Below are 20,193 nucleotides of genomic sequence, written 5' to 3'. Positions count from 1 at the left end.
GGCAATGCGCTCAAAGAGTGCCAGGGCGTTGAACGGCCTCGATAACTATGCAGCGCCCGGCGGTCGCGGGATGGGAGGACGCTTCTCAACGGCTTGCGTTCTGCGAGCTCGGTGCGTTCTGCGCACCCGCGATAAATGTGATCGAGGTGATGTCATGGAAGAGAATTTATCCAGAGAGGCGCGCGCCGCTGCCGCGAAAAGTGTGAAGTTTCAGTACAGTCCGGCGTTTATCAGTGCAGACGACGCCGCGCGTTATGTGCATGAGCGCATTGGCAACAAGCGCGACGTGGAATACGGCAGTGTGATTCTGCGAAGGCGCTCGGACGGCCGGATTTTTGCCACTGAGCCGGTCCCGGGCAGAGCGGCCACATTTGATTTCGAGCAGTTGCTGGAGCGGGGCGCCGGTAACGCCTTTGTTGATCCGCCCGGCTACCAGTTGGTGGGCGGGCTGCATTCCCATCCCGAGCGATTTGCCGCATTGAAGAGCGCCAACCCCCGGCTTACCGAACGCCAGGTGCGTATTTTCAACGGCTTTTATTCTGATCGCGATGTTGTGTTCAATCACTACGAGGGGCGGGCGCTGGTCGTCGCCTACTTATCGGGACCCAATGGTGAGCTGCTCAAGTACGAGCCCAGTGGCTCTCCGGCGGAACGGCAATTGGTCGACTGGATCGATGACGTCAGGACGGCCCTGCCAGAGCACGGTCACGATGGCACGCTGGAAGGCGTCATCAAGAAGCTGGCTGCAGTGGGGCGTTTGTCCCTGGTGGTGTCCAATGCCGATTGGGGCGGCGCGACCGGTGTTATCGATGAGCGCTGGCAACCCTATCTGCCGCTGACCGCCACCCAGGACACGGTTGCCTGTGGCCCGCTGTACCCGGATGTGGCCAGGGCGTTGAGCTTTGCGCAAGCGCGTATGCGGCGCCAACCGGATGTTCGCCAAATGGTCGTGCTGCTCAAGCATGAACAGCGCAACGCGTTCGTCGCGACCGAGCCCCTGGCCCTGGGTGCTGGCGAGCATGTGCCCGCCGATCAGCGTCTGCCTTCGTTGCCCGGCGGGCCGTTGTTGCCGGAGGGGTTTCATGTGCACGGTTTCTTCTTTGTGTCGCAGCCGGTGGCGGCGCAGATCCCCACGCGGGAACCCCAGGTGTACCAGCAATTCTTCAGCCCCGGCGAGCTGGCGGCGTACATCGCCAAGGCCCGTCGTTACCAGCAGGCGCCGACCTCGGCGTTGGGGATTTCGCTGTATATGCGCACTCAGGACCATGCGCTGCTGCGCTACCGGTTCAGCGGCTCGCCGGCGGAAAGCCAATTGTTCAGGGTGGATGAGGCGGGCGTAGTGTCCGACCAGGGCAATCAGCAGGCGCTGGACAGGGGGACGCTGACCCCGCGTCAGTATGTGATTCGGGTGGCCGATGCGGGCGAGCTGAGTGTCGAGCAAACCAGTGCGCTGTGGGACGTGGCGGGAGTGGTCGAGACTGACTGGGTACCGTTCCAGGCGCGGTCAAGGCCGACGCTGCCCAGCAGACCGGTCACCGGCCCGGCGCGGGTGCCTTTGCCGCCGTTGAGCCCGGCTTTCATTCAACCCGACGATGCGGCGTTCTGGGCCCATCGGCAGATTGGCGCGCGCCGTGATGTCGAGTACGGTGGCGTGATTCTGCGCAACCTGCACGGCTACTTTTTTGCCACCGAACCGCGGCGTGGCGGCAGTGATGTGTTCGATGTCAGAACCCTCCTCAACCGCGCGGCCGACGGTTCGATGCTCGCGCCGGCCGGGTATCGGCTGACGGGGCTCTATCATTCGCACCCGGCCATCCATACCGGTGTGGCTGAGCATAATCCCCAGTTCACCGCGCAGCAGGTCAAGGCGTTCGTGAACTTTTTCTCCATCGGCGATGTGGTCGCCGATATTCACGACCGCAAGTCGTTCCCGCTGTCGTACCTGTCGGGCCCGGACAATTCCCTGATCCGCTACAAGCCCAGCGGCTCGGCGCTGGAAGCACGCGTCGAGCAATGGCGCAGGGGCACGTTGTCGGTGCCGCCCGTGGCCTATGACGGCTCGCTCGAAGCGGATATCAAGGTATTGGCCTCGGTGGGCGAGCTGAGTTTTGTGATTGCCAGTGATGTCTGGGGCGGCTCGCGGGGCGTGGTGCCGGCGCATTGGCAGCCCTACACCGCGTTTGTCCAGCCCACGACGGCCGCCTTGCCGCTGTTGTCGCAGGTCTGCACGCAGATAACCGAGGCGATCGAGGCGGGCGTGGACGGCAGCACTGGCGGCAGGGATGCCTGGCGCTTGGGGCTGATCCTCAAGCGTGACGGCAAGGACGAATTCGTGGCGACCTGTGCCCAGGTACGCAATGAGCCACGCTTCTATGTGACCCACCTGTTATCCACGGACGCCGATGGCAATTTCCGGCTGCCGGACGAACACCGCATCGTCGGTTTCTATTGCGAGCCGCCCACCGCGCGCAGTCGTGTGGCGGTGTATCAACCCTGGCTCTATCGCAGCTTTTTCCCGGCGCTGGGTCTGGCCAGCGCGGCCCAACAGGCGGGCCTGATCGCTAACCTGCAAGTGCCCGATCAGCCGCTGGGGCTGTATCAGCGAAGCGCAGGCGGGGCGCTGTTGCGTTACCAGTTTTCCTATTCGGGCGCCGAAACCGAACTCACCGGCGACGCCGCCGCGACGGACTCCGCCATGCTCGACGGCAGTCTCACGCCGCAGGCATTTGTCTTGAAAGTCGCCGCCGCCGGTGTGCTGACGGTGCTCGCCACCAACCGGGTGTGGGATCGGGAAGGGGTCGTCACAGCGGATTGGCGGCCCTTTTCCAACATCCCGCCGGTGGTGGTGGGGCCGTCCTTCATCACCCCCGATGACGCCGCCCGTTGGGCGCACAACCAGATCGGCACACGCCGCGACAGAGAGTATGGCGGCCTCGTGCTCAAGCGTGGCAACCGTTACTTCGCCACGCCGCCGGTCAGTGGCGACCAGGCGCTGTTCGATTTCGGCACGATCCTGGCGCGGGACGATGAGGACGACTTCATCGCACCTGATGGCTATGAATGCCATGGGCTCTATCACTCCCATCCGGCCAACGATGGGCCGATAAAACAGTTCAACCCCAGCTTCACGGCGGATCAGGTCGAGCTGTTCAACAGTTTTTACTCCAATGCCGACCAGGTGTTCGCCATCACCCATCGCGACTTCGCGCGGGTGCATTACCTGTCGGGGGCACCGAACGCGCTGCTCAAGTACGTGAGCAGCGGTTCGGCTGAGGAAGCCAACCTCAAGGCCCAACTGTTGGGCACGGTGCCGTTAGTCGAGTTCAGCACGTTCGAAGGGGCGGTCTGGCGGCTGGCGCAAGCCGGCGAACTGCGTGTGGTGGTACCGTCGCCGGTGTGGGGCGGTGTGCGCGGCAAAGTCTCCCAGGGATGGACCTTGCGCAGTCCGGTCAGCGACGTGCAGGAACAACCGTTTTTCACCCCGGCGGTAGGCACTGCGCAGGCGGCCGTGCTGGTGGCCTTGAACGTTGTGGCGCGCTTGCGCCAGAGCGGCTATCAGGGGGTTGTGCTCAAGCACCTGACCTCGTCGACCTATATCGCCACCGAGCCCACCGCCCTGGGCGCTTCGCTGACCGGGCTGTTCCCGCTGCGCGATAACGGCCAGCCCCGGTTGCCCTCCAACTACCGCCTGGTGGGCTTTTATTACGCCCCTGCGCCACTGGCCGACATGCCGTTGCCCGCTACCGAACCCTGGCTGTACAAGCGCTTTGTCAGCCCACAGCTACTGGTCACGGCGATGAACCAGGCGGCCTCCACCCAGGGCCTGCAGATGGCCGGGATGGGCTTGAAACTGTTCTTGCACACCGCCGACAAGGCGCTGTTGCAGTGGCAAGCGCCCGCCCCCGGCGCGGCCAGCGAGCTGTTCAGTGTGGCCGCCGACGGCACGGTGACCGATAACGGTAACCAGGCGGCCTTGATGGACGGTTCGCTGTCACCCCGGGCGTTCGTGCAGCGGGTCATTCACGCGGGCGAGCTGACCGTGCTGCAGGTCGGTCGGCTGTGGAACACCCTGGGCTTGTTGTACGCCAGTGAAACCCTGCCGCTGGGCACCAAGAGTGCGACGGTCGACGCTACCTTCCTGAGTGCCGACGACGCCGCGCGGCATGCCCACGAGCGCATCGGCGTGCGGCGCGAAGCGATCTATGCCGGCTACATCCTGCGGCGTCCCGACCAGCGCTTCGTGTTCACTGAACCGGTGCGTGTGCACGGCGACGGATTTGCCGGTGACCTGCTGCTGTCGGCGCCGGGCAACGGGTTGCTGGTACCGCCGGCCGGCCATGTCATCCATGCGCGCTACAGTTCCCACCCGCCGCTGTCCCAGGATGAATTGGAACGTTGGCGGCGACTGGGCTGGAGCATGACCGACCTGGAAATCAGCGCGACGATGTTCAGCGACCGGGACATCCGCTCGGTGATCCGCTCCGGGCTGCCCGCGTACTTGAGCGGCTCACCCAACAGCCTGATCTGCTATATCCCCAGCGGTTCGCAGAATGAAGCATTGGTGCTGGCCAACACCTCGCGCGAGCCCAGCGTCGATGGGTATTACCGGCGCCTGGAACGCGGCGCGCTCAAGCCTGAAAACATCGTCACGCGCCTGGCGGATGCGGGCGAATTGCGGGTGGTTGCGCGCACGCGGTTGTGGGGGCCACGCCTGCGGGTCTACGACGACTGGACGCCGAATTTCGACTACGCCGAAACCCCACCGCAAACCCCGGCGCTGAGTGCCGTGTTCAAAACCCTCGACGCGGCGGCGATCAACGCCCACGTGCGCGGGCATGGGCGCAACCTGGATATCGAGGGGTACACCGCGTACCTGCTCAAGCACCCGCAAAAAAACGAGTACGTGGTCAGCGAACTGGCGCCTCAGGCGTCCGGCCGATGGTTGAGTGATTCATCCCTCGGCGCGGCCTATTTGAATGGCGGTGACTTTACCCATGGGTTCGTGATGGCCGGGTTGCTCTATTCCCAGCAATGGCTGCCCAGCGGCCTGCCGTCCACCGCGGCCTGGCTGACCCGATTCTTCGCCACGCCGCAGCGGTTGCAACGCGCCGAGCAAGACGTGCGCTATCTGCCGCGCGCCTCGGCCGGCGGCGTGTTGCCGGTGTATCTGTCGACCCTTGAAGGCGCGCTGTTGCGCTATCAGCCAGCCGAAACGTCGTTGTTCAGCGGCGGGGAGGAGGGCGAGGAAGTCAGCGTGCAGGGCATGCGCCTGCGCAGCGGCACCCTGGATATTCGCCGTTACGTGACGGCGATGGCGCAATCGGGCGACCTGACGGTGTTGTACTCCAGCCAATGCTGGGATCGCCGGGGCGCGGTGAGCAAAGACGCTGCGCAATGGCGACCCTACGCGCATTTCAACCGCCGCCGTTTGGGGCCGGTGTTCAACGATCAGGACGACGCCGCACGTTATGCGCGTTCCCGGCTCACGGCCGCCAATGCCCGACGGCTGTTCGGCGGCCTGATTCTCAAACGTCCCGACGGCCTGTTCGTCGCCACCGAACCGGTGAGCGTGCCCAGCGAAGACTTCGATCACACCTGGATTTTTCCCGATGAAATCGTGGGCCTGGGCGGCTTTCCGGCGGCCCATACCCTGGTGGCGCGCTATCGCTCAAGCCCCGGTCGCGAACTGCCGTTTGCCCTGGACGCCACGCAACGGGACATCTACCGCAACATGCTCTCGACCCGAGTGATCGGCGCCGCGCTGGCCGTCGCCGACACCCACCTGACCCGCGAGTACCTGTTCGGCTCCGACGGTTGCATCCTCAGCTACAGCCGCAGCGACACGGCACTGGAGAAGGCGCTCAAGGACGAGTTGCGGCCCTTGAACCTGGTACGGGAGGACCGCCTGGAGAACAGGCTCGAGCAACAGATTCGTGCCGGAGAGCTCAAGCCGGAGGCGTTCGTACGGCGCTTGAGCGAGGCCGGCAGCTTGCGCGTGGTGGAGGGCAGCAAGGTCTGGGGCGCGCCGCGGTTGGTCCTGGGGTTTGTCCCCAACGCTTATCGCGCGGCGGCGATCGAGATTGAAAGCGCCCAGGCGGAGCCAGCGTTCAGCCCGGTGTTCGCCCAGGAAGAGGCGGCCGTACGTTATGCCCACGAGCAGTGCCAATACGGTAGCGCGCTGCAGTTCGGCTACGTGTTCAAGGCCGCGCGCAAAGAGCAGTACATGGTGACGATGCCGCTGGTGCGCGGCAGTTATTGGAAGTACACGCAGGTGTTCCCCAACGGCCTGTTGCCCCAGGGCTATGTGCTGGAAGGCCTCTATCTGTGCGCCGCGCTCCAGAACCTGACACCGGGGCAGGATCCCCATGAGCGGACGTTCCATTCGCCCCTGGACATCGACAACGGCATTCGCTTCTCACGCCGTGGCGTGAAGGGCAAAACCCTGTCGCTGTACGTGTCCTGCCCGGAGGGGGCGTTGATCCGCTATCAGTACCTGGACACTGAAGAAATGATGGATTCGCGCAGCCATTTCCCGACGCTGCGCCAGAAGCTGCACGAGGGCAACATCAGCGTGCTTGACTATGTGCGTGACCTGGCGCAACACGGCAACCTCGACGTGTTGGTCGAGGGCTCGGTGTGGGCCGGCACGCGGCGGATCACGCCCGAGTGGAAGCCAGGCAGCGCAGAGGGGTTTGTCGATTACCCGATGGGCTGCGGCCCGCTGTTCTCCCACGCGGACGATGCCGCCCGCTACGTGCAACGTCGACTGTCCACGCGCATGGGCCACAACTATGTCGCCGCGGTGCTGGCCAACCCAAGCGATTCGTCTTTCATCACCACGCTGCCGTTGTGGCCGGGGCTGGACGCCACGCGTCTGTTTCGCCTGTTCTACACCGGGCCGTCCGGGCCGGTGCAGCCGATCTCGCGGCCGGTCGGCGGGCCGGCGCCTTTTCCGGATTTTCCGGACCTCTACCGGGTGATCGGCGCGCAGTTGATTTATAGAGACAAGGTGCCCGCCGGCAGTGAGGCGTCCAGGGATGAAGCGCTGGCCAGCCACTTTATCGAGCTGTCGGTCCTGAGTGATTTCATCCGCATCCTCAAGGCCCAGCGACAGGCGTCGACGAGCCTGTACCTGGTGACCCGTGGCGGCGCGCTGCTCAAATACGTGCCGGGTTTTTCACCGTTGGAAAACCAACTGATGGCGTCGGGGCCCAACCTCAAACTCATTGAGTTTTTCGACCAACTGGCTGGCGTTGGTCAGTTGTCTGTGCTCGACCGCGATGCCTATTGGCACAGCGAAGGGCTGTTCTCCGAGATGCAAACCGACAGCCGCAACGGGATACGGACCGATGAGCCACAGACGGACGAGCCCTTGCAACTGCGCGATCGCGACGAGCTGTAAACCGCTGCCGCACGTCTGCTTCAGGCGGAGCCCGAGGCAGGCGAACGCGGGTTGAAAAAACGTGCGAAGACCAGGCGATCCAATACCCACACCAGGATCAGCGAGGCGCCCACCAACGGAAAAACAATCGCCAGCCCGAGCATGATCGCCATCGCGGTTTTCCACTTCGGCAAGTCATGGCGCAACGGCGGGACCCCCAGCCCGCCCTGGGGGCGACGCTTCCACCAGATGACCACGCCACTCACGGCGCTGAGCAGGATCATCAGGCAGATCAGCAGCACGATCAGTTGGTTGACCCAGCCGAACAGCTTGCCTTCGTGGAGCATCACCCCGGTCTCGGTGGCGCGTGCCACGCCGTTGTAGTCGACCCAACGCACATCGGCGAGGACGTTGCCGCTGTACTGATCCACATGCAAGGTGGCGTCGTTGCGTGGGTCGTCGGCGAACACCGAGACGGTGAACACGCCCAAGGCGGTGGTGGGCAAGGTGATGCTGTAGCCGGGCTCGACCTGGCGCGAGGTAGCCAGGTCGACCACTTGTTGCAGGCTCACGGTGGGTGCGGCGGGGGCGGTGTGCATCGCGCCGTGCTTCATGTGTTCGGCGTGGTCGCCGGACATCGGCATCGGCGTGTTTTCCAGGGCCCAGGGCACGGTCTGTTGCGTCGCGGTGTTGAGCACCCGCGCCTGCTGGTCGGACTGCGGCACGTTGTTCCACATAGCGGCGGGAAAGCGATTCCACAGCTCGGCGTATTGCTTACCCCAGAAGCCGGTCCAGGCCATGCCGCTGAGCAGCATCGCCAGCAGGAACGCCGCGCCCCAGAAACCGACGACCGCATGCAGGTCGCGCCAGAACACGCGGCCACGGCGATTGAAGCGCGGCCACAACACCCCGGCCGCCGACTTGCCGCGCGGCCACCACAGGTACAGGCCGGACACCACCAGCATCACGCCCCAGCCGGCGGCGAGTTCTATCAGGCGGTCGCCGAGGGTGCCGATCATCAGCTCGCCATGCAGGGCGCGGGCGATGGCTTGCAGGTTGTTTTTCGCGTCCTGCTCGCCGAGCACGGTGCCGCGATACGGATCGACGAATACCGTCACTTCGCGGCCGCCGTCGTGCATCACGAACTGCGCGCTGTGGGTGGCGTCGACCGGAGGCAGGTATTTGCTGATTTTGCCCTGGGGAAAGGCCGCCTGGGCGCGTTGCAACAGCGCGTCGGCGCTGAGGGTGTGTTCGGCGGCGGGGACGGTCAGCAGGTCGCCGTACATCAGCGGGTCGAGCTGGGGTTTGAACAGGTAGATGATGCCGGTCAGGGCCAGCAGCACCATGAACGGTGCGACGAACAGGCCGGCGTAGAAATGCCAACGCCAGGCCAGGTTGTAGAAGGAAACTTTTTGAGTGGTCATCAGAGTGTTCCGCAAGGCTTGAGTTTTTTTGAGTCAGTTACACCGCTATCGGGAGCAAGCCCCACACACATTTGGAATGCATACCAGTTGTGGGGGCTTGCTCCCGATGCTTTTAGAAGCTCATGTCGAGCTTGGTCCACAGCGTGCGCCCCGGCTCCTTGATGGCCTGCGGGTCGTTGGATGGGTAGCCGAACCCGGCGTTGCCGGCCAGGTTCAAGTGCTCGGCGTAGGCTTTGCCGAACAGGTTGTCGACGCCGGTGCTGACCTTGAAGTTTTTATTGATGCGGTACGCGCCGTTCAGCGAGAACACACCAAAGCCGCCGCTTTTGCCGAAGTCCTTGCCGACCACGTTGCCCTTGTTCTGGTCGATGCGGTTTTGCGCGGCGACCACGCGCCACAGCGCGCCGGCGCTCCAGTCGTCTTCGCTGTAGGTCAGGCCGAAACGCGCGTCCAGCGGCGGCATCTGTGGCAGCGCCTTGCCGTCGCTGCTGTTCTTGCCCCAGGCGTAGGCGAGGGTGGCGTCGGCCTTCCAGTTTTGCGTCAGCTTGTAGGCCGCGCCGAGTTCGCCGCCCATGATCCGCGCATCCACGTTACGTGCCTGGGAGGTGGTGCCCATCATGCCGGTCTGGTAATCGAACAGGATGAAGTCACGCACCTGGCCGAAGTAGCCCGAGGCCCAGGCTTCGAGGTCGGCGGTTTTGTATTGCGCGCCGAAGTCGAGCTGGGTGGTTTTCTCTGGCTTCACGCCGTCGAAGGCATTCACCGAACCGACCGCGCCGGTGTTGGGGGAAAACAGTTCCCAGTAGTCGGGGAAGCGTTCCGAATGACCCAGGCCGGCGTAGACCGTGGTGGGGGTGTCGGCCAGGTCATGTTCATAGCGCACGAAACCGGAGGGCAGCGTATCGGCGCGGGTGTCGTCGGCGGTCGGGTTGGCGCGGGCGCTCATGCCGGAGCCGAGGGTCTGGCGGAAGTCCCTGGCGGAAGCGCGGTCCACGCGCGCACCGGTGACCAGGCGATCACGGTCGGCGGCGTACCAGGTGAGTTCGCCGAACACGCCGTAGTTGTGGAAGTTGGCGTCCTTGACCCTGGGCAGATCCTTGTAGGTATCGATACCCATGCTGCTGCGTTGGCGGTGCTCGTTGGTCTGCGCGTCCAGGCCGCCGATCAACTGCACATCGGCCCAGCGCCAGGTGGCCTTGATGCGGGCGCCGAGGGTGCGGCGGTCGACGTTGGAGGCCATGGGTCCGGCCATCATCCCTGTGCCGGACGGCGTGCGCAGGCTGTAGTTGTCCATCACGTGGTCGGCGTAGTTGTAGTAGACCTGGGCTTCGACCTTGTCGAGCACCTCGCCGATGTTGGATTTCTCGAAACGCAGCCCCAGGCTTTCGCGCAGGAACTGCGAGCCGTCCATGCTGCGTCCGGCGTAGCGCGCTTCGCCATCGCCACGGCCGGCGGTGAGTTCCAGCAAGGTGTCGGCGTCGGGGGTGAAGCCGACGGCGACGTCACCATTCCACTTGTCGTAGCGCGAGGCGACGGTGTCGTTGTTGCCGTCCTTGTAATCGTCGGAGTGGGCCTGGTTGCCAATCACCCGCACATAGCCCAGCGGGCCACCGGCAGCGGCGTCGATGACCTTGTCGAAGCGCCCGTTGGAGCCGACCAGCACACTGGCGTTGAGTCGCGTGCCGAGCTCGCCGAAGTGTTCCGGTTCGCGCTCGAACAGCACCGTGCCAGCGGAAGCGCCTGGCCCCCACAGCACGGTTTGCGGGCCTTTGATCACGGTGAGCTTGTCGTAGGTTTCCGGGGAAATGTACGAAGTGGGCGCGTCCATCCGGCCGGGGCAGGCGCCGAGCATCATGCTGCCGTTGGTGAGGATATTCAGGCGCGAACCGAACATGCCGCGCAGCACCGGGTCGCCATTGGTGCCGCCGTTGCGCACCAGGGCGAAGCCGGGGATGGTCTTGAGGTAATCGCCGCCATCGCTGGCGGGCACCGGTTGGCGCGGGTCTTTGGGGTTGGTGGTCACGGTCAGCGGCGAGCTGGGGGCGATCGCGGTGATCACGGTGGGGCTCAGTTCAGTCTCGTCAGCCTGGGCCTGGGGCGCCAGGAGTGCGCCGCATAAAACGGCGAGCACGGGGGTATAGCCCAAACGGGTATCAGCAGAAAACCTGGACATGACAAATTCCATCAATCAATCGTAAACAACACGGCCAGCAGCCTGCGGCTGTCTATCTGAAGTCGGCCGGGGTGAAGTAACGCTGTTAAGTGTTTACGAGAGGCTGGGCGGCGCGCGGCTGCGGGCGCCGGGGAAGATGCTCTGCCGGGCATGGCCCAGGCGCGGGGCGGGGGGGAGGGCGTTGGCCGGCGGTGGCGCGCCGAGGGGGATGAAGGCCACGCTGCCGGGCAGGGCCGGGCAACTGAACAGCAGGCTGCAATAGCCGCACTTTTCCCAGAGAACGTGGTGTTCGTCGGGGGATTTTTTCGGTTGCGGTTCGCCATGGCAGCTCGGCATGTCCATGGACATGCCGGCGTGATGATCCATCGGCATCGCTTGGGAAATCAGCGGACCGATAAAGATCATCAGCATGGCGAACAGGCTGATCCAACTGCCGCGCATCAGGCGACGGCGTGGAACTGACCTGGCGCGAGGGGCGCCCATCGAGGTTGGCTTACTGAGCGTGCATGTGCTCGTGGCCGGTCATGGGCGGCGCTTTCTGCACCGAGACTTGCACCTCGACCTTGCCGGCTTTTTCAAAGGTGAGCGTCAGCGGGAATTGCTTGCCGTCGGCCAGCACGCTGCGGTCCTTGAGGCCCAGCAGCATCACGTGATAGGCCATGGGCGCGAAGGTCAAGTCGCCCTTGGCTGGCACGGCAACGCTGGGCACCTGCTGCATCTTCATCAGCGCACCTTGCATCACGTGCTCATGCAACTCGGCCTTGTCCGCCACGGGGGTGTCGGCGCTGAGCAGGCGGTCGGGGGTTGGCCCGGTGTTATGAATCACGAAGTACGCCGCGACGGTGGGCGCGTTGGGCGGCAACTCCTGGGACCAGGGATCGCTGACCAACAGGTCGCCGGCCTTGTAGTCGGCGGCATGGGCAGCACTGAACACCGGCAGCAGCAACGCGGCCAGAAGCAGGGAAGATTTGAGCATGGCAGTTCTCCAGAACGGTTCTAAACGCAGTTCACTTGCGAAGAAACATCAGACCGTTGGAGAGGCGCGGGGGTTGAGGCTCGGCCATTGCTGGCGCGGTGTCGGGGACGCCAATGAAGGGGGCGGCAGGCTCTGGAATGCATCGAAACGCGTGACATACAACTGCGGCACATGCCCCGGCAACGCCACCAGCGACGGCGAGCCCGAGCAGCACCAGCAATGCTGCATGGCCGAATGCTCGTCCTGCTGCGGTGCCGGAAGGTCCAGTTTGCCCAGGGCGATCGTCTTCAGGCTGGCGCTATTGGCCGAACAAAAACTGCCCCACAGCAATTGCTGCACAGGGTCCTGGGACGGCTGCATCGCACTGGCCAACGGCATGGCAAACGCATTGAACAGCACTGCAAGGCAGGCGATCCAGGCAATTGCGAAGCGTTGACGGGCCATGGCGGACAATCCGTAGGGTTAAACGATCAGGGGCGTATTTAGCCTGATCGGGGGGGATAAGTAAAAAGAGGCGGTGTGGTTTGGTGTCGCAGTGCTATCAGATCGCTGTGGCATGAAGCTTGAGGCCCAACGCTTTCATGACTTTCATGATAGTCGCGAACTCAGGATTACCAGTGCTGGAGAGGGCTTTGTACAGACTTTCGCGTCCGAGACCGGCGTCGCGGGCTACTTGGGTCATGCCTTGGGCGCGGGCGATATTGTTGAGGGCTGAACGAATAAGTAATCCGTCGCCGGAGTCTTCTTCGAAAGAAGCTTCAAGATACTCGGCCATGTCCTCCGGTGTTTTTAGGTGTTCTGCTATGTCGAAATTTCTAAATTCAGTCATGACTCACTCCTTTTTTCAAATTCATCTGCCATCTGTTTAGCGCGCAGGATGTCGCGTTTTTGCGTTGATTTATCGCCACCTATCGGGGCTGATCTCATGAAGCGAATCATTTTTGATCGTATCCCTTGGGATACAGAATGGCAAGTTGCGACGCGCTGTGAAAACAGCGCATCCCTCTCGCGGATGCTGATGCAAAACCGCGAGAGGGGAGGTTAGGGCGGGGGCTTTTAGCTGAACCAGCCAGCTGGTTCGGAAGTGTTGGTAGGTAGATTCGTCTTTTAGAGGGATGCCAACTAGCTAGCTGTTTGGCTGGTTATTCCTACGAGCAGAAACCTCCGACAAGGATTTGAGGTTGCCCCTAGGACACTCGGTCCCTAGTCTCCGTACACCGCTGCAAATGTAGCGGTCGGGCGTCGCGGCCCGGATTGATTGAGCATGGCCTGCTTTAAGTTGACGCTTTTTTATCGTCTACTGTGCGGCGCTATGGTGGCTGTGCGCGGGATACCTTCGGGTATGCCGGCTTCCTTGATCTCCGGTCCGCGAACCTGCGTACAGCTGCCACCCCCCATCGCGTCGCGGCGATCAGTGGCAGCTCCACTTAGATTAAGGAGCCCCACAATGATTAAACCCACCCCCAATCCCCCCGTCCGGCTGTTCACCGTGGCCGATGGCATCGACACCGAAGACCTGCTGGTCAACCTCCGCGAAACACTCGCCTCGGCCAATGCGCTGAGCTGCGACCTGGCCTTTGATCTGGAAGGAACGAAACGAGAAGAGTTGCTGGGTGTTGCGCAGTTGATCGAGCTGGCGCAGTTGTTGGCTGATCGGGTGCATGACTGGGTCGAACAGACTTTAGCCGCGAGTAACGAGTAACTCAGTTCAAATGTGGGAGGGGGCTTGCTCCCACATTGAACCGGTGTTGTTCAGCGAGGGTGGATTGCCTGTAAGGCCGCCGCCACTGTGGTGAACTCCCGATCCACCCCAGCCAACACCGGCCTTTTCAACACCAATACCGGCACCCCCCGTTCACGCGCCACTTCAAGCTTAGGCTCGGTGGCCGTGCTGCCGCTGTTCTTGCTGATCAGCACATCAATCCCCCGCCGCTCAAACAACGCCCGCTCGTCGTCGACCAGAAACGGCCCACGCGCGCCGATCACTTCACAACGCTCATTCCCCGGATACACATCCAGCGCGCGCAAGGTCCAGAATTGCTCGGCGGGGATTTCCTCAAGGTGCTGCAACGGCTCGCGGCCCAGGGTGAACAGTGGGCGCTTGAACGGTTTCAACGCGGCGATCAACTCGGCCCAATCATTCACTTCACGCCAGTCATCCCCCGCCTGCGGCTGCCACGCCGGTCGGCGCAACGCCCAGCACGGCACGCCACACGCCCTTGCAGCCTCGGCGGCATTGCGGCTGATCTGCGCCGCATAGGGATGGGTCGCGTCGAGGATCAGGCTGATGTGTTGATCGCGAACGAACTGCGCCAATCCTTCAACGCCGCCGTAGCCGCCCACACGCACCTGGCACGTCAGATCGGTGGGCACGCGGCCCACACCGGCGAGGCTGTAGATATGCTCCGGGCCCAGTGTTCGCGCAATGGCCAGTGCTTCGGTCACGCCGCCGAGCAGCAGGATACGTTTCATAGTGGCTTGACCACGTCCAGCAAGGTGATCGGCAGTGCCTGGCGCCAGGTGTCGAACTCGCCCAGCGGCTGGGCCTGGGCCACGTGGATACGGGTCAGTTCGCCGCCGTGTTCGGCGCGCCAGGCCATCAGGGTCATTTCGCTTTGCAGGGTCACGGCATTGGCGACGAGCCGACCGCCGGGGCGTAGGTGTTGCCAGCAGGTGTCGAGCACGCCCTCGCGGGTCACGCCGCCGCCGATGAAGATCGCGTCCGGTGCTTCCAGGCCTAGCAACGCGGCCGGGGCTTTGCCGCGAATCAGTTGCAAACCGGGCACGCCGAGGGCATCGCGGTTGTGTTCGATCAGGCCTTGGCGCCCGGCATCGGCCTCGATCGCCAGGGCGCGGCAGCTCGGATGCGCGCGCATCCATTCGATGCCGATGGAGCCGCTGCCCGCGCCCACGTCCCACAGCAGTTCGCCGGGCATCGGCGCCAGGCGCGCGAGGGTCATGGCGCGCACGTCGCGTTTGGTCAGTTGGCCGTCGTGCTGGAAGGCTGAGTCCGGCAGCCCGGCCAAGCGCGACAGGCGGGGTGTGTCATGGGCGGCCAGGCAGTCGATGGCGACCAGATTCAAATCGGCGACACGCGCGTGCTGCCAATCGTCAGCCAATCCGTCGATCCGCCGCTCATGCGCGCCGCCCAGGTGTTCGAACACCGTCAACCGGCTCGGCCCAAACCCGGACTCTGCCAATAACGCCGCGATCAAGGCCGGGCTGCCGCCGTCATTGCTCAGCACCAGCAAGCGCACGCCGCTGGCCAGATGGGCATTGAGCGCCGCCAGGGGCCGGGCCACCACGGACAAGCTCACCACGTCCTGCAACGGCCAGCCCAGGCGCGCCGCGGCCAACGACACCGACGAAGGCGCCGGCAAAATCAGCAGCTCTTCAGCCGCCACTTGTCGCGCCAAACTGGCACCGACGCCATAGAACATCGGATCGCCGCTGGCCAGCACGCACACCGGTTCGCCGCGCCGCGCCAATACCGGTTCCAGGGAAAACGGGCTCGGCCACACATGGCGCTCACCGCCAATGCACAGTGGCAACAGGTCCAACTGGCGTTGGCCACCTATGATCCGCGAGGCGCGCAACAGGGCGTGCCGGGCATTTCTGCCCAGGCCCTTGAAGCCGTCTTCACCGATGCCTACAACCGTCAGCCAGGGCGACATATGGATTCCTTGAGCGACATCCGACGGGCAGGCTTTTCATGCCGCCGGACAAAGCAGGCATAATACCGCGCCTTGACCCGCCAACCGGTAGCCCCGTGAACCCAACGCCCGCTCTGAACACCTTGCGCCCCTCGGCTTGTCCGGGGTTGCTGCGTATCGTCCAGGCGCTGGACGGCGGCATTTGCCGGATCAAACTGGCGGGCGGCTCGATCAGCGCCGCGCAAGCCAACGCCGTGGCGGACGCGGCCCAGGCCTATGCCGGCGGGGTGATCGAGGCGACCAACCGCGCCAACCTGCAGATCCGTGGGATCGGCGCCGAGCAGGACGCCTTGATCGCACGGCTCCTGGCCGCCGGCCTGGGCCCCCGTAACGCCGCCGGTGACGACGTCCGCAACCTGATGCTCAGCCCCAGCGCCGGTATCGACCCGCAGATGCTGTTCGACACCCGCCCGCTGGCCGCGCAGATCCTCGCCACGCTGGACAATAATCCGCGCTTTCATGAGCTGTCGGCCAAGTTCGCCGTGCAACTGGATGGCGGTGAAGCCCTGGCGATGCTCGAACATCACCATGACCTGTGGCTGTCGGCATTCGAGCGCGATGGCCAGACCCTGTTGGCGTTCGGCCTCGCCGGTTGCCCGGGGCGGGATGCGCCACTGGCGGCCGTGCCGTTGGAGCTGGGCCATGCCTTGGTGGTGGCGGTGCTGGAGCGGTTTCTCGACCTGGCAACCCCGACGCAAACCCGTATGCGCCACCTGGCTGTGGATAACTTCCTGAGCGGCCTGAGCCTGCCGCTGCTCTCGGCGGATGGCTTCAAACGCCCGGCCAGTAGCGCTTTACTGCACCTGGGAAGTTATCCACAGCGCCAGCAGGATCAGGTCTACGTCGCCGCCGTCGCGCCCCTGGGTCGATTGGATTCGCACACGCTGCGGGGCGCGGCGCGGTTGGCCAGTGAGTACGGCGACGGTACGTTGCGCTTTACACCCTGGCAGGGCGTATTGCTCCCCAACGTCAGCCGTCCCGACGCCGTGACCGAAGGGCTGGCGCAGTTGGGCTTCCTCTGCACCCGCGACCAGCCCCTGGCGCGCTTGATCGCCTGCACCGGCTCCAGCGGCTGCGGCAAAGCCCTGGCCGACACCAAGGCCGACGCGCTGCAACTGGCCGCCCTGCAACCGGGCCACGCCGTGCACCTGTCCGGCTGCCCGCGCTCTTGCGCTGCCGCGCACGTGGCGCCGGTCACGTTGCTGGCGGTGAGCCCCGGCCGCTATGACCTCTATTTTCGCGACGCAGCCCACACAGGTTTCGGCCGGCTGCACGCGCGCACCCTTTCCATTGAAGCGGCGAGCGCCCTGCTGCGCGCTCACCCACGGAGCCACACCGATGATTGATTACATCCGCGACGGTCAGGAGATCTATCGCAACTCCTTTGCCATTATTCGCGCGGAAGCCAAGTTGGAGCGCATCCCGGTCGACCTGGAAAAACTCGCGGTGCGGGTGATTCATGCGTGCGGTATGGTCGAGGCCATCGACGGCCTGCAGTTTTCCGAGGGCGCGGGCAAGGCCGGGCGCGCGGCACTGGCCGCCGGCGCGCCGATCCTGTGCGATGCGCGGATGGTCTCCGAGGGCGTGACCCGCGCGCGCCTGCCGGCCAATAACGCCGTGATCTGCACCCTGCGCGACGACAGCGTGCCCGAGCTGGCGCGCGAGCTGGGCAACACCCGTTCCGCCGCGGCCCTGGAGCTGTGGCGCCCGCACCTGGAAGGCAGCGTGGTGGTGATCGGCAACGCGCCGACCGCCTTGTTCTACCTGCTGGAAATGCTCGACGCCGGCGCGCCGAAACCGGCGTTGATCCTCGGTTTTCCGGTGGGTTTCGTCGGCGCCGCCGAATCCAAGGCGATGCTGGCCGCTGACAGCCGTGGCGTGCCGTTCGTGATCATGCAGGGGCGCCTGGGGGGCAGCGCGATGGCCGCCGCGGCCGTCAACGCCCTCGCCACGGAGGTCGAATAATGCCGGCACGCGGACGTTTGATCGGCCTGGGCGTGGGCCCCGGCGACCCGGAACTGATTACCCTCAAGGCCCTGCGCCTGCTGCGCGAATCGCCGGTGGTGGCGTACTTCGTGGCCAAGGGCAAGAAGGGCAACGCCTTCGGCATCATCGAGGACCACCTGGTGCCCCAGCAGACGCTGATGCCGCTGGTGTATCCGGTGACCACCGAAGCCCTGCCGGCGCCGCTGTCCTACGAACAAGTGATCAGCGACTTCTACGACAGCGCCAGCCTCGACGTGGCCGCGCACCTGGACGCCGGCCGCGATGTGGCGGTGATCTGCGAGGGTGACCCGTTCTTCTACGGTTCCTACATGTACCTGCACGACCGTCTGGCCGAACGCTACGAAGCCCAGGTCATCCCCGGCGTGTGCTCGATGCTCGGCGGCGCTTCGGTGCTCGGCGCGCCGCTGGTGTATCGCAACCAGAGCCTGTCGGTGCTGTCGGGCGTGTTGCCCCATGACGACCTCAAGCGCCGCCTGGCGGATGCCGATGCGGCGGTGATCATGAAACTGGGGCGCAACTTCCCCAAGGTGCGCCAGGTACTGGAAGAACTTGGCCTGGCCGAGCGCGCGCTGTATGTGGAGCGCGCAACCATGGCCAACCAGAAAATCGTGCCGTTGGATCAGGTGGAGCCGATGTCCTCACCGTACTTCTCGCTGATCATCGTGCCCGGTGAACGGTGGCAAGGTTGATGAGCCCGGCGATTGTCATTCTGGGCCAGGGCAGCCTGGCCACCGCGCGCACGATCCAGCAGGTTTACCCCGGGGCGCTGATCCACGGTCTGGCCGGCCGGGTTGAGGGGGCCGACCGCACCTACAACGAATTCGGCGCGACCCTGCGCCAGCTTTACCAGCAAGGCACGCCGCTGATCGCGCTGTGCGCCGCCGGTATCGTGATCCGCACCCTGGCGCCGCTGCTGCTGGAAAAAGGCGAAGAACCCGCCGTGCTGGCCGTGGCTGAAGACGGCAGCGCCGTGGTGCCGTTACTCGGCGGCCTGGGCGGGGTGAACGGCATGGCGCGTGAAATCGCTGCGGCATTGGACGTGCGCGCGGCGATCACCACCAGCGGCGAGCTGCGTTTCGGCACCTGCCTGCTCAACCCGCCGGCGGGCTATGAGTTGGCTGACCTGGAACTGGGCAAGCGCTTCGTCTCCGACCTGCTGGCCGGCGAGTCCGTGCGTATCGAAGGGGCAGCGCCGTGGTTGGATCAAGTGAATTTGCCCCAGGATCAGCAAGCGCATTTATCGATTCACGTGAGCAGTGTCGAGCGTGTGCCCGCTGCCAACGAATTGCTGATCTATCCGAAGACGGTGTGCGTGACCTGCAAGCCGGGTGCGCAGTTGGCCGAGCGCGTACGCACGGCGTTACGCGACGCCGGCCTCGCCGTGCAATCCCTGGCGTGCCTGTTGGCCAGCGACACGCAGATGGCCGACGCATCGCTGCATGAAGCGGCACTGGCGTTGGCGGTGCCGCTGCGCTTTGCCGCCGTGGAACAAGAGGCGGACATCGTCATCACCGTGGCCGAACAGCCTTTGGACGTCGCGCACGTCGGCCGCGCCCGTGGCCGCCTCGCCGTGATCGGCCTGGGCCCTGGCGCCGCCGACTTGATGGTGCCGGCGGTGAAGGCCGAGTTGGCGCGTTGCACCGATGTGCTGGGCTATGAAACCTATGTGCGCATGGCCGGGCCGTTCCGCGACGATCAGGTGCAGCACTGCACCGATAATCGCGAAGAGATGCAACGCGCTCGCCACGCCTTTGAACTGGCAGCCCTTGGGCGTTCGGTGGTGGTGGTGTCGTCCGGCGACCCCGGCGTGTTCGCCATGGCCGCGGCGGTGATCGAGGCCTTGCACGACTCCAGCGACCCGGCGTGGCATCAGGTCGAGCTGCAAATCCTGCCGGGCGTCTCGGCGTCCCTGGCCACCGCCGCCCAGGCCGGCGCGCCGTTGGGGCATGACTTCTGCGTGATGTCGCTGTCGGACAACCTCAAGCCGTGGTCGATCATCGAAACGCGCCTGGACCTCGCCTCCCGGGCCGACCTGGCCCTGGCGTTCTACAACCCGATCTCGCGTGCGCGGCCGTGGCAACTGGGGCGCGCCCTGGAGATCGTCGCCCGGCACCGCACGGCCGACACACCGGTGGTGCTTGGACGCGACATTGGCCGCCTCGGCCAGACCCTGCGCGTCACCACCCTGGGGCAACTCACGCCAGAGCAGGTGGACATGCGCACCATGGTGCTGATCGGCTCGTCCACCACCTGCACGTTTCCCCGTGCCGGTGGCGGTGAGTGGGTGTACACGCCGCGCTGGTACGGCGAAAAACCCGCCGGCTGAAAACGCACAGGCAGCGGCCGGAAAGCTCCGCGTAACCCAGGGATTGGCCTGCGGTTGCGCGGGGCTTTTTCTTTTTTAGCCGACGAAATCCGGAACGCCTGCCGACGCCCCGCGTCGTTGCTGGGCCCTGGGTTTTACCGGGCGCGGCCAAGGGTTGTTTGTCGTATGGAAAGCCTGCCAGCCGCTGGACTAG

The 20,193-nt window shown here is 64.7% G+C and carries 14 protein-coding genes; 6 read left to right on the top strand and 8 right to left on the bottom strand.

Annotated features, from left to right (window positions below; genetic code table 11):
- Window positions 1-154 precede the first annotated feature (154 nt).
- On the top strand, window positions 155-7,402 hold the full coding sequence (locus ACLH0J_RS00610; protein WP_411390455.1) for a DUF4329 domain-containing protein: 7,248 nt from the start codon (window positions 155-157) through the stop codon (window positions 7,400-7,402).
- A gap of 20 nt (window positions 7,403-7,422) precedes the next feature.
- On the opposite strand, the gene ACLH0J_RS00605 is transcribed toward ACLH0J_RS00610, so the two are convergent.
- The 6 genes from ACLH0J_RS00605 to ACLH0J_RS00580 form a co-directional block, all read right to left on the bottom strand.
- Window positions 7,423-8,805, bottom strand: coding sequence for a PepSY-associated TM helix domain-containing protein (locus ACLH0J_RS00605; RefSeq protein WP_411390454.1), 1,383 nt, complete (start codon window positions 8,803-8,805; stop codon window positions 7,423-7,425).
- Window positions 8,806-8,917: 112 nt separating this feature from the next.
- Complete coding sequence (locus ACLH0J_RS00600) at window positions 8,918-10,978, bottom strand: TonB-dependent copper receptor (protein ID WP_411390453.1); 2,061 nt, start codon at window positions 10,976-10,978, stop codon at window positions 8,918-8,920.
- 93 nt (window positions 10,979-11,071) lie between these two features.
- On the bottom strand, window positions 11,072-11,419 hold the full coding sequence (locus tag ACLH0J_RS00595) for a DUF2946 domain-containing protein (protein ID WP_411392757.1): 348 nt from the start codon (window positions 11,417-11,419) through the stop codon (window positions 11,072-11,074).
- Between the two features lie 52 nt (window positions 11,420-11,471).
- On the bottom strand, window positions 11,472-11,954 hold the full coding sequence (locus tag ACLH0J_RS00590) for a copper chaperone PCu(A)C (RefSeq protein ID WP_411390452.1): 483 nt from the start codon (window positions 11,952-11,954) through the stop codon (window positions 11,472-11,474).
- 48 nt (window positions 11,955-12,002) lie between these two features.
- Window positions 12,003-12,398 (bottom strand): DUF2946 domain-containing protein, encoded by a 396-nt coding sequence (locus ACLH0J_RS00585; protein ID WP_411390451.1) that lies wholly within the window; start codon window positions 12,396-12,398, stop codon window positions 12,003-12,005.
- 97 nt (window positions 12,399-12,495) lie between these two features.
- Window positions 12,496-12,783 (bottom strand): addiction module antidote protein, encoded by a 288-nt coding sequence (locus ACLH0J_RS00580; protein WP_078833060.1) that lies wholly within the window; start codon window positions 12,781-12,783, stop codon window positions 12,496-12,498.
- 618 nt (window positions 12,784-13,401) lie between these two features.
- Between ACLH0J_RS00580 and ACLH0J_RS00575 the strand changes: the two genes are divergently transcribed.
- Window positions 13,402-13,656 carry a DUF6124 family protein gene (locus tag ACLH0J_RS00575; protein ID WP_411390450.1) on the top strand — a complete coding sequence of 85 codons (255 nt, stop codon included), beginning with the start codon at window positions 13,402-13,404 and terminating at the stop codon, window positions 13,654-13,656.
- Window positions 13,657-13,706: 50 nt separating this feature from the next.
- Here the strand turns inward: ACLH0J_RS00575 and ACLH0J_RS00570 are convergent, their stop codons facing one another.
- The gene (locus tag ACLH0J_RS00570; RefSeq protein WP_411390449.1) at window positions 13,707-14,426 is read right to left on the bottom strand and encodes a cobalt-precorrin-6A reductase; all 720 of its coding nucleotides are present in this window, start codon (window positions 14,424-14,426) and stop codon (window positions 13,707-13,709) included.
- On the bottom strand, window positions 14,423-15,628 hold the full coding sequence (cbiE, locus tag ACLH0J_RS00565; RefSeq protein WP_411390448.1) for a precorrin-6y C5,15-methyltransferase (decarboxylating) subunit CbiE: 1,206 nt from the start codon (window positions 15,626-15,628) through the stop codon (window positions 14,423-14,425). The genes ACLH0J_RS00570 and cbiE overlap by 4 nt, the downstream gene beginning before the upstream one ends.
- Window positions 15,629-15,666: 38 nt before the next feature.
- Here cbiE and cobG point away from each other — a divergent pair, with 38 nt between their 5' ends.
- The 4 genes from cobG to cobJ are packed head-to-tail and all read left to right on the top strand — an operon-like array spanning window position 15,667 to window position 20,000.
- Window positions 15,667-17,013 (top strand): precorrin-3B synthase, encoded by a 1,347-nt coding sequence (gene cobG, locus ACLH0J_RS00560; protein ID WP_411390447.1) that lies wholly within the window; start codon window positions 15,667-15,669, stop codon window positions 17,011-17,013.
- Complete coding sequence (locus ACLH0J_RS00555; RefSeq protein WP_411390446.1) at window positions 17,006-17,632, top strand: precorrin-8X methylmutase; 627 nt, start codon at window positions 17,006-17,008, stop codon at window positions 17,630-17,632. The genes cobG and ACLH0J_RS00555 overlap by 8 nt, the downstream gene beginning before the upstream one ends.
- Window positions 17,632-18,363, top strand: coding sequence for a precorrin-2 C(20)-methyltransferase (locus tag ACLH0J_RS00550; RefSeq protein WP_411390445.1), 732 nt, complete (start codon window positions 17,632-17,634; stop codon window positions 18,361-18,363). The genes ACLH0J_RS00555 and ACLH0J_RS00550 overlap by 1 nt, the downstream gene beginning before the upstream one ends.
- Complete coding sequence (cobJ, locus tag ACLH0J_RS00545; RefSeq protein WP_411390444.1) at window positions 18,363-20,000, top strand: precorrin-3B C(17)-methyltransferase; 1,638 nt, start codon at window positions 18,363-18,365, stop codon at window positions 19,998-20,000. The genes ACLH0J_RS00550 and cobJ overlap by 1 nt, the downstream gene beginning before the upstream one ends.
- Window positions 20,001-20,193 lie beyond the last annotated feature (193 nt).

This window comes from Pseudomonas sp. MPB23 (assembly GCF_046605395.1).
Lineage (GTDB): Bacteria > Pseudomonadota > Gammaproteobacteria > Pseudomonadales > Pseudomonadaceae > Aquipseudomonas.
Note: the sequence above shows the minus strand (reverse complement) of the source record. Positions and strands in the feature narration are given on the sequence as shown.

Coding starts and splice junctions, on each gene's coding strand:
- ACLH0J_RS00610 (WP_411390455.1), top strand. CDS start 155: ATGGAAGAGAATTTATCCAGAGAGGCGCGCGCCGCTGCCGCGAAAAGT.
- ACLH0J_RS00605 (WP_411390454.1), bottom strand. CDS start 8,805: ATGACCACTCAAAAAGTTTCCTTCTACAACCTGGCCTGGCGTTGGCAT.
- ACLH0J_RS00600 (WP_411390453.1), bottom strand. CDS start 10,978: ATGTCCAGGTTTTCTGCTGATACCCGTTTGGGCTATACCCCCGTGCTC.
- ACLH0J_RS00595 (WP_411392757.1), bottom strand. CDS start 11,419: ATGCGCGGCAGTTGGATCAGCCTGTTCGCCATGCTGATGATCTTTATC.
- ACLH0J_RS00590 (WP_411390452.1), bottom strand. CDS start 11,954: ATGCTCAAATCTTCCCTGCTTCTGGCCGCGTTGCTGCTGCCGGTGTTC.
- ACLH0J_RS00585 (WP_411390451.1), bottom strand. CDS start 12,398: ATGGCCCGTCAACGCTTCGCAATTGCCTGGATCGCCTGCCTTGCAGTG.
- ACLH0J_RS00580 (WP_078833060.1), bottom strand. CDS start 12,783: ATGACTGAATTTAGAAATTTCGACATAGCAGAACACCTAAAAACACCG.
- ACLH0J_RS00575 (WP_411390450.1), top strand. CDS start 13,402: ATGATTAAACCCACCCCCAATCCCCCCGTCCGGCTGTTCACCGTGGCC.
- ACLH0J_RS00570 (WP_411390449.1), bottom strand. CDS start 14,426: ATGAAACGTATCCTGCTGCTCGGCGGCGTGACCGAAGCACTGGCCATT.
- cbiE (WP_411390448.1), bottom strand. CDS start 15,628: ATGTCGCCCTGGCTGACGGTTGTAGGCATCGGTGAAGACGGCTTCAAG.
- cobG (WP_411390447.1), top strand. CDS start 15,667: ATGCCGCCGGACAAAGCAGGCATAATACCGCGCCTTGACCCGCCAACC.
- ACLH0J_RS00555 (WP_411390446.1), top strand. CDS start 17,006: ATGATTGATTACATCCGCGACGGTCAGGAGATCTATCGCAACTCCTTT.
- ACLH0J_RS00550 (WP_411390445.1), top strand. CDS start 17,632: ATGCCGGCACGCGGACGTTTGATCGGCCTGGGCGTGGGCCCCGGCGAC.
- cobJ (WP_411390444.1), top strand. CDS start 18,363: ATGAGCCCGGCGATTGTCATTCTGGGCCAGGGCAGCCTGGCCACCGCG.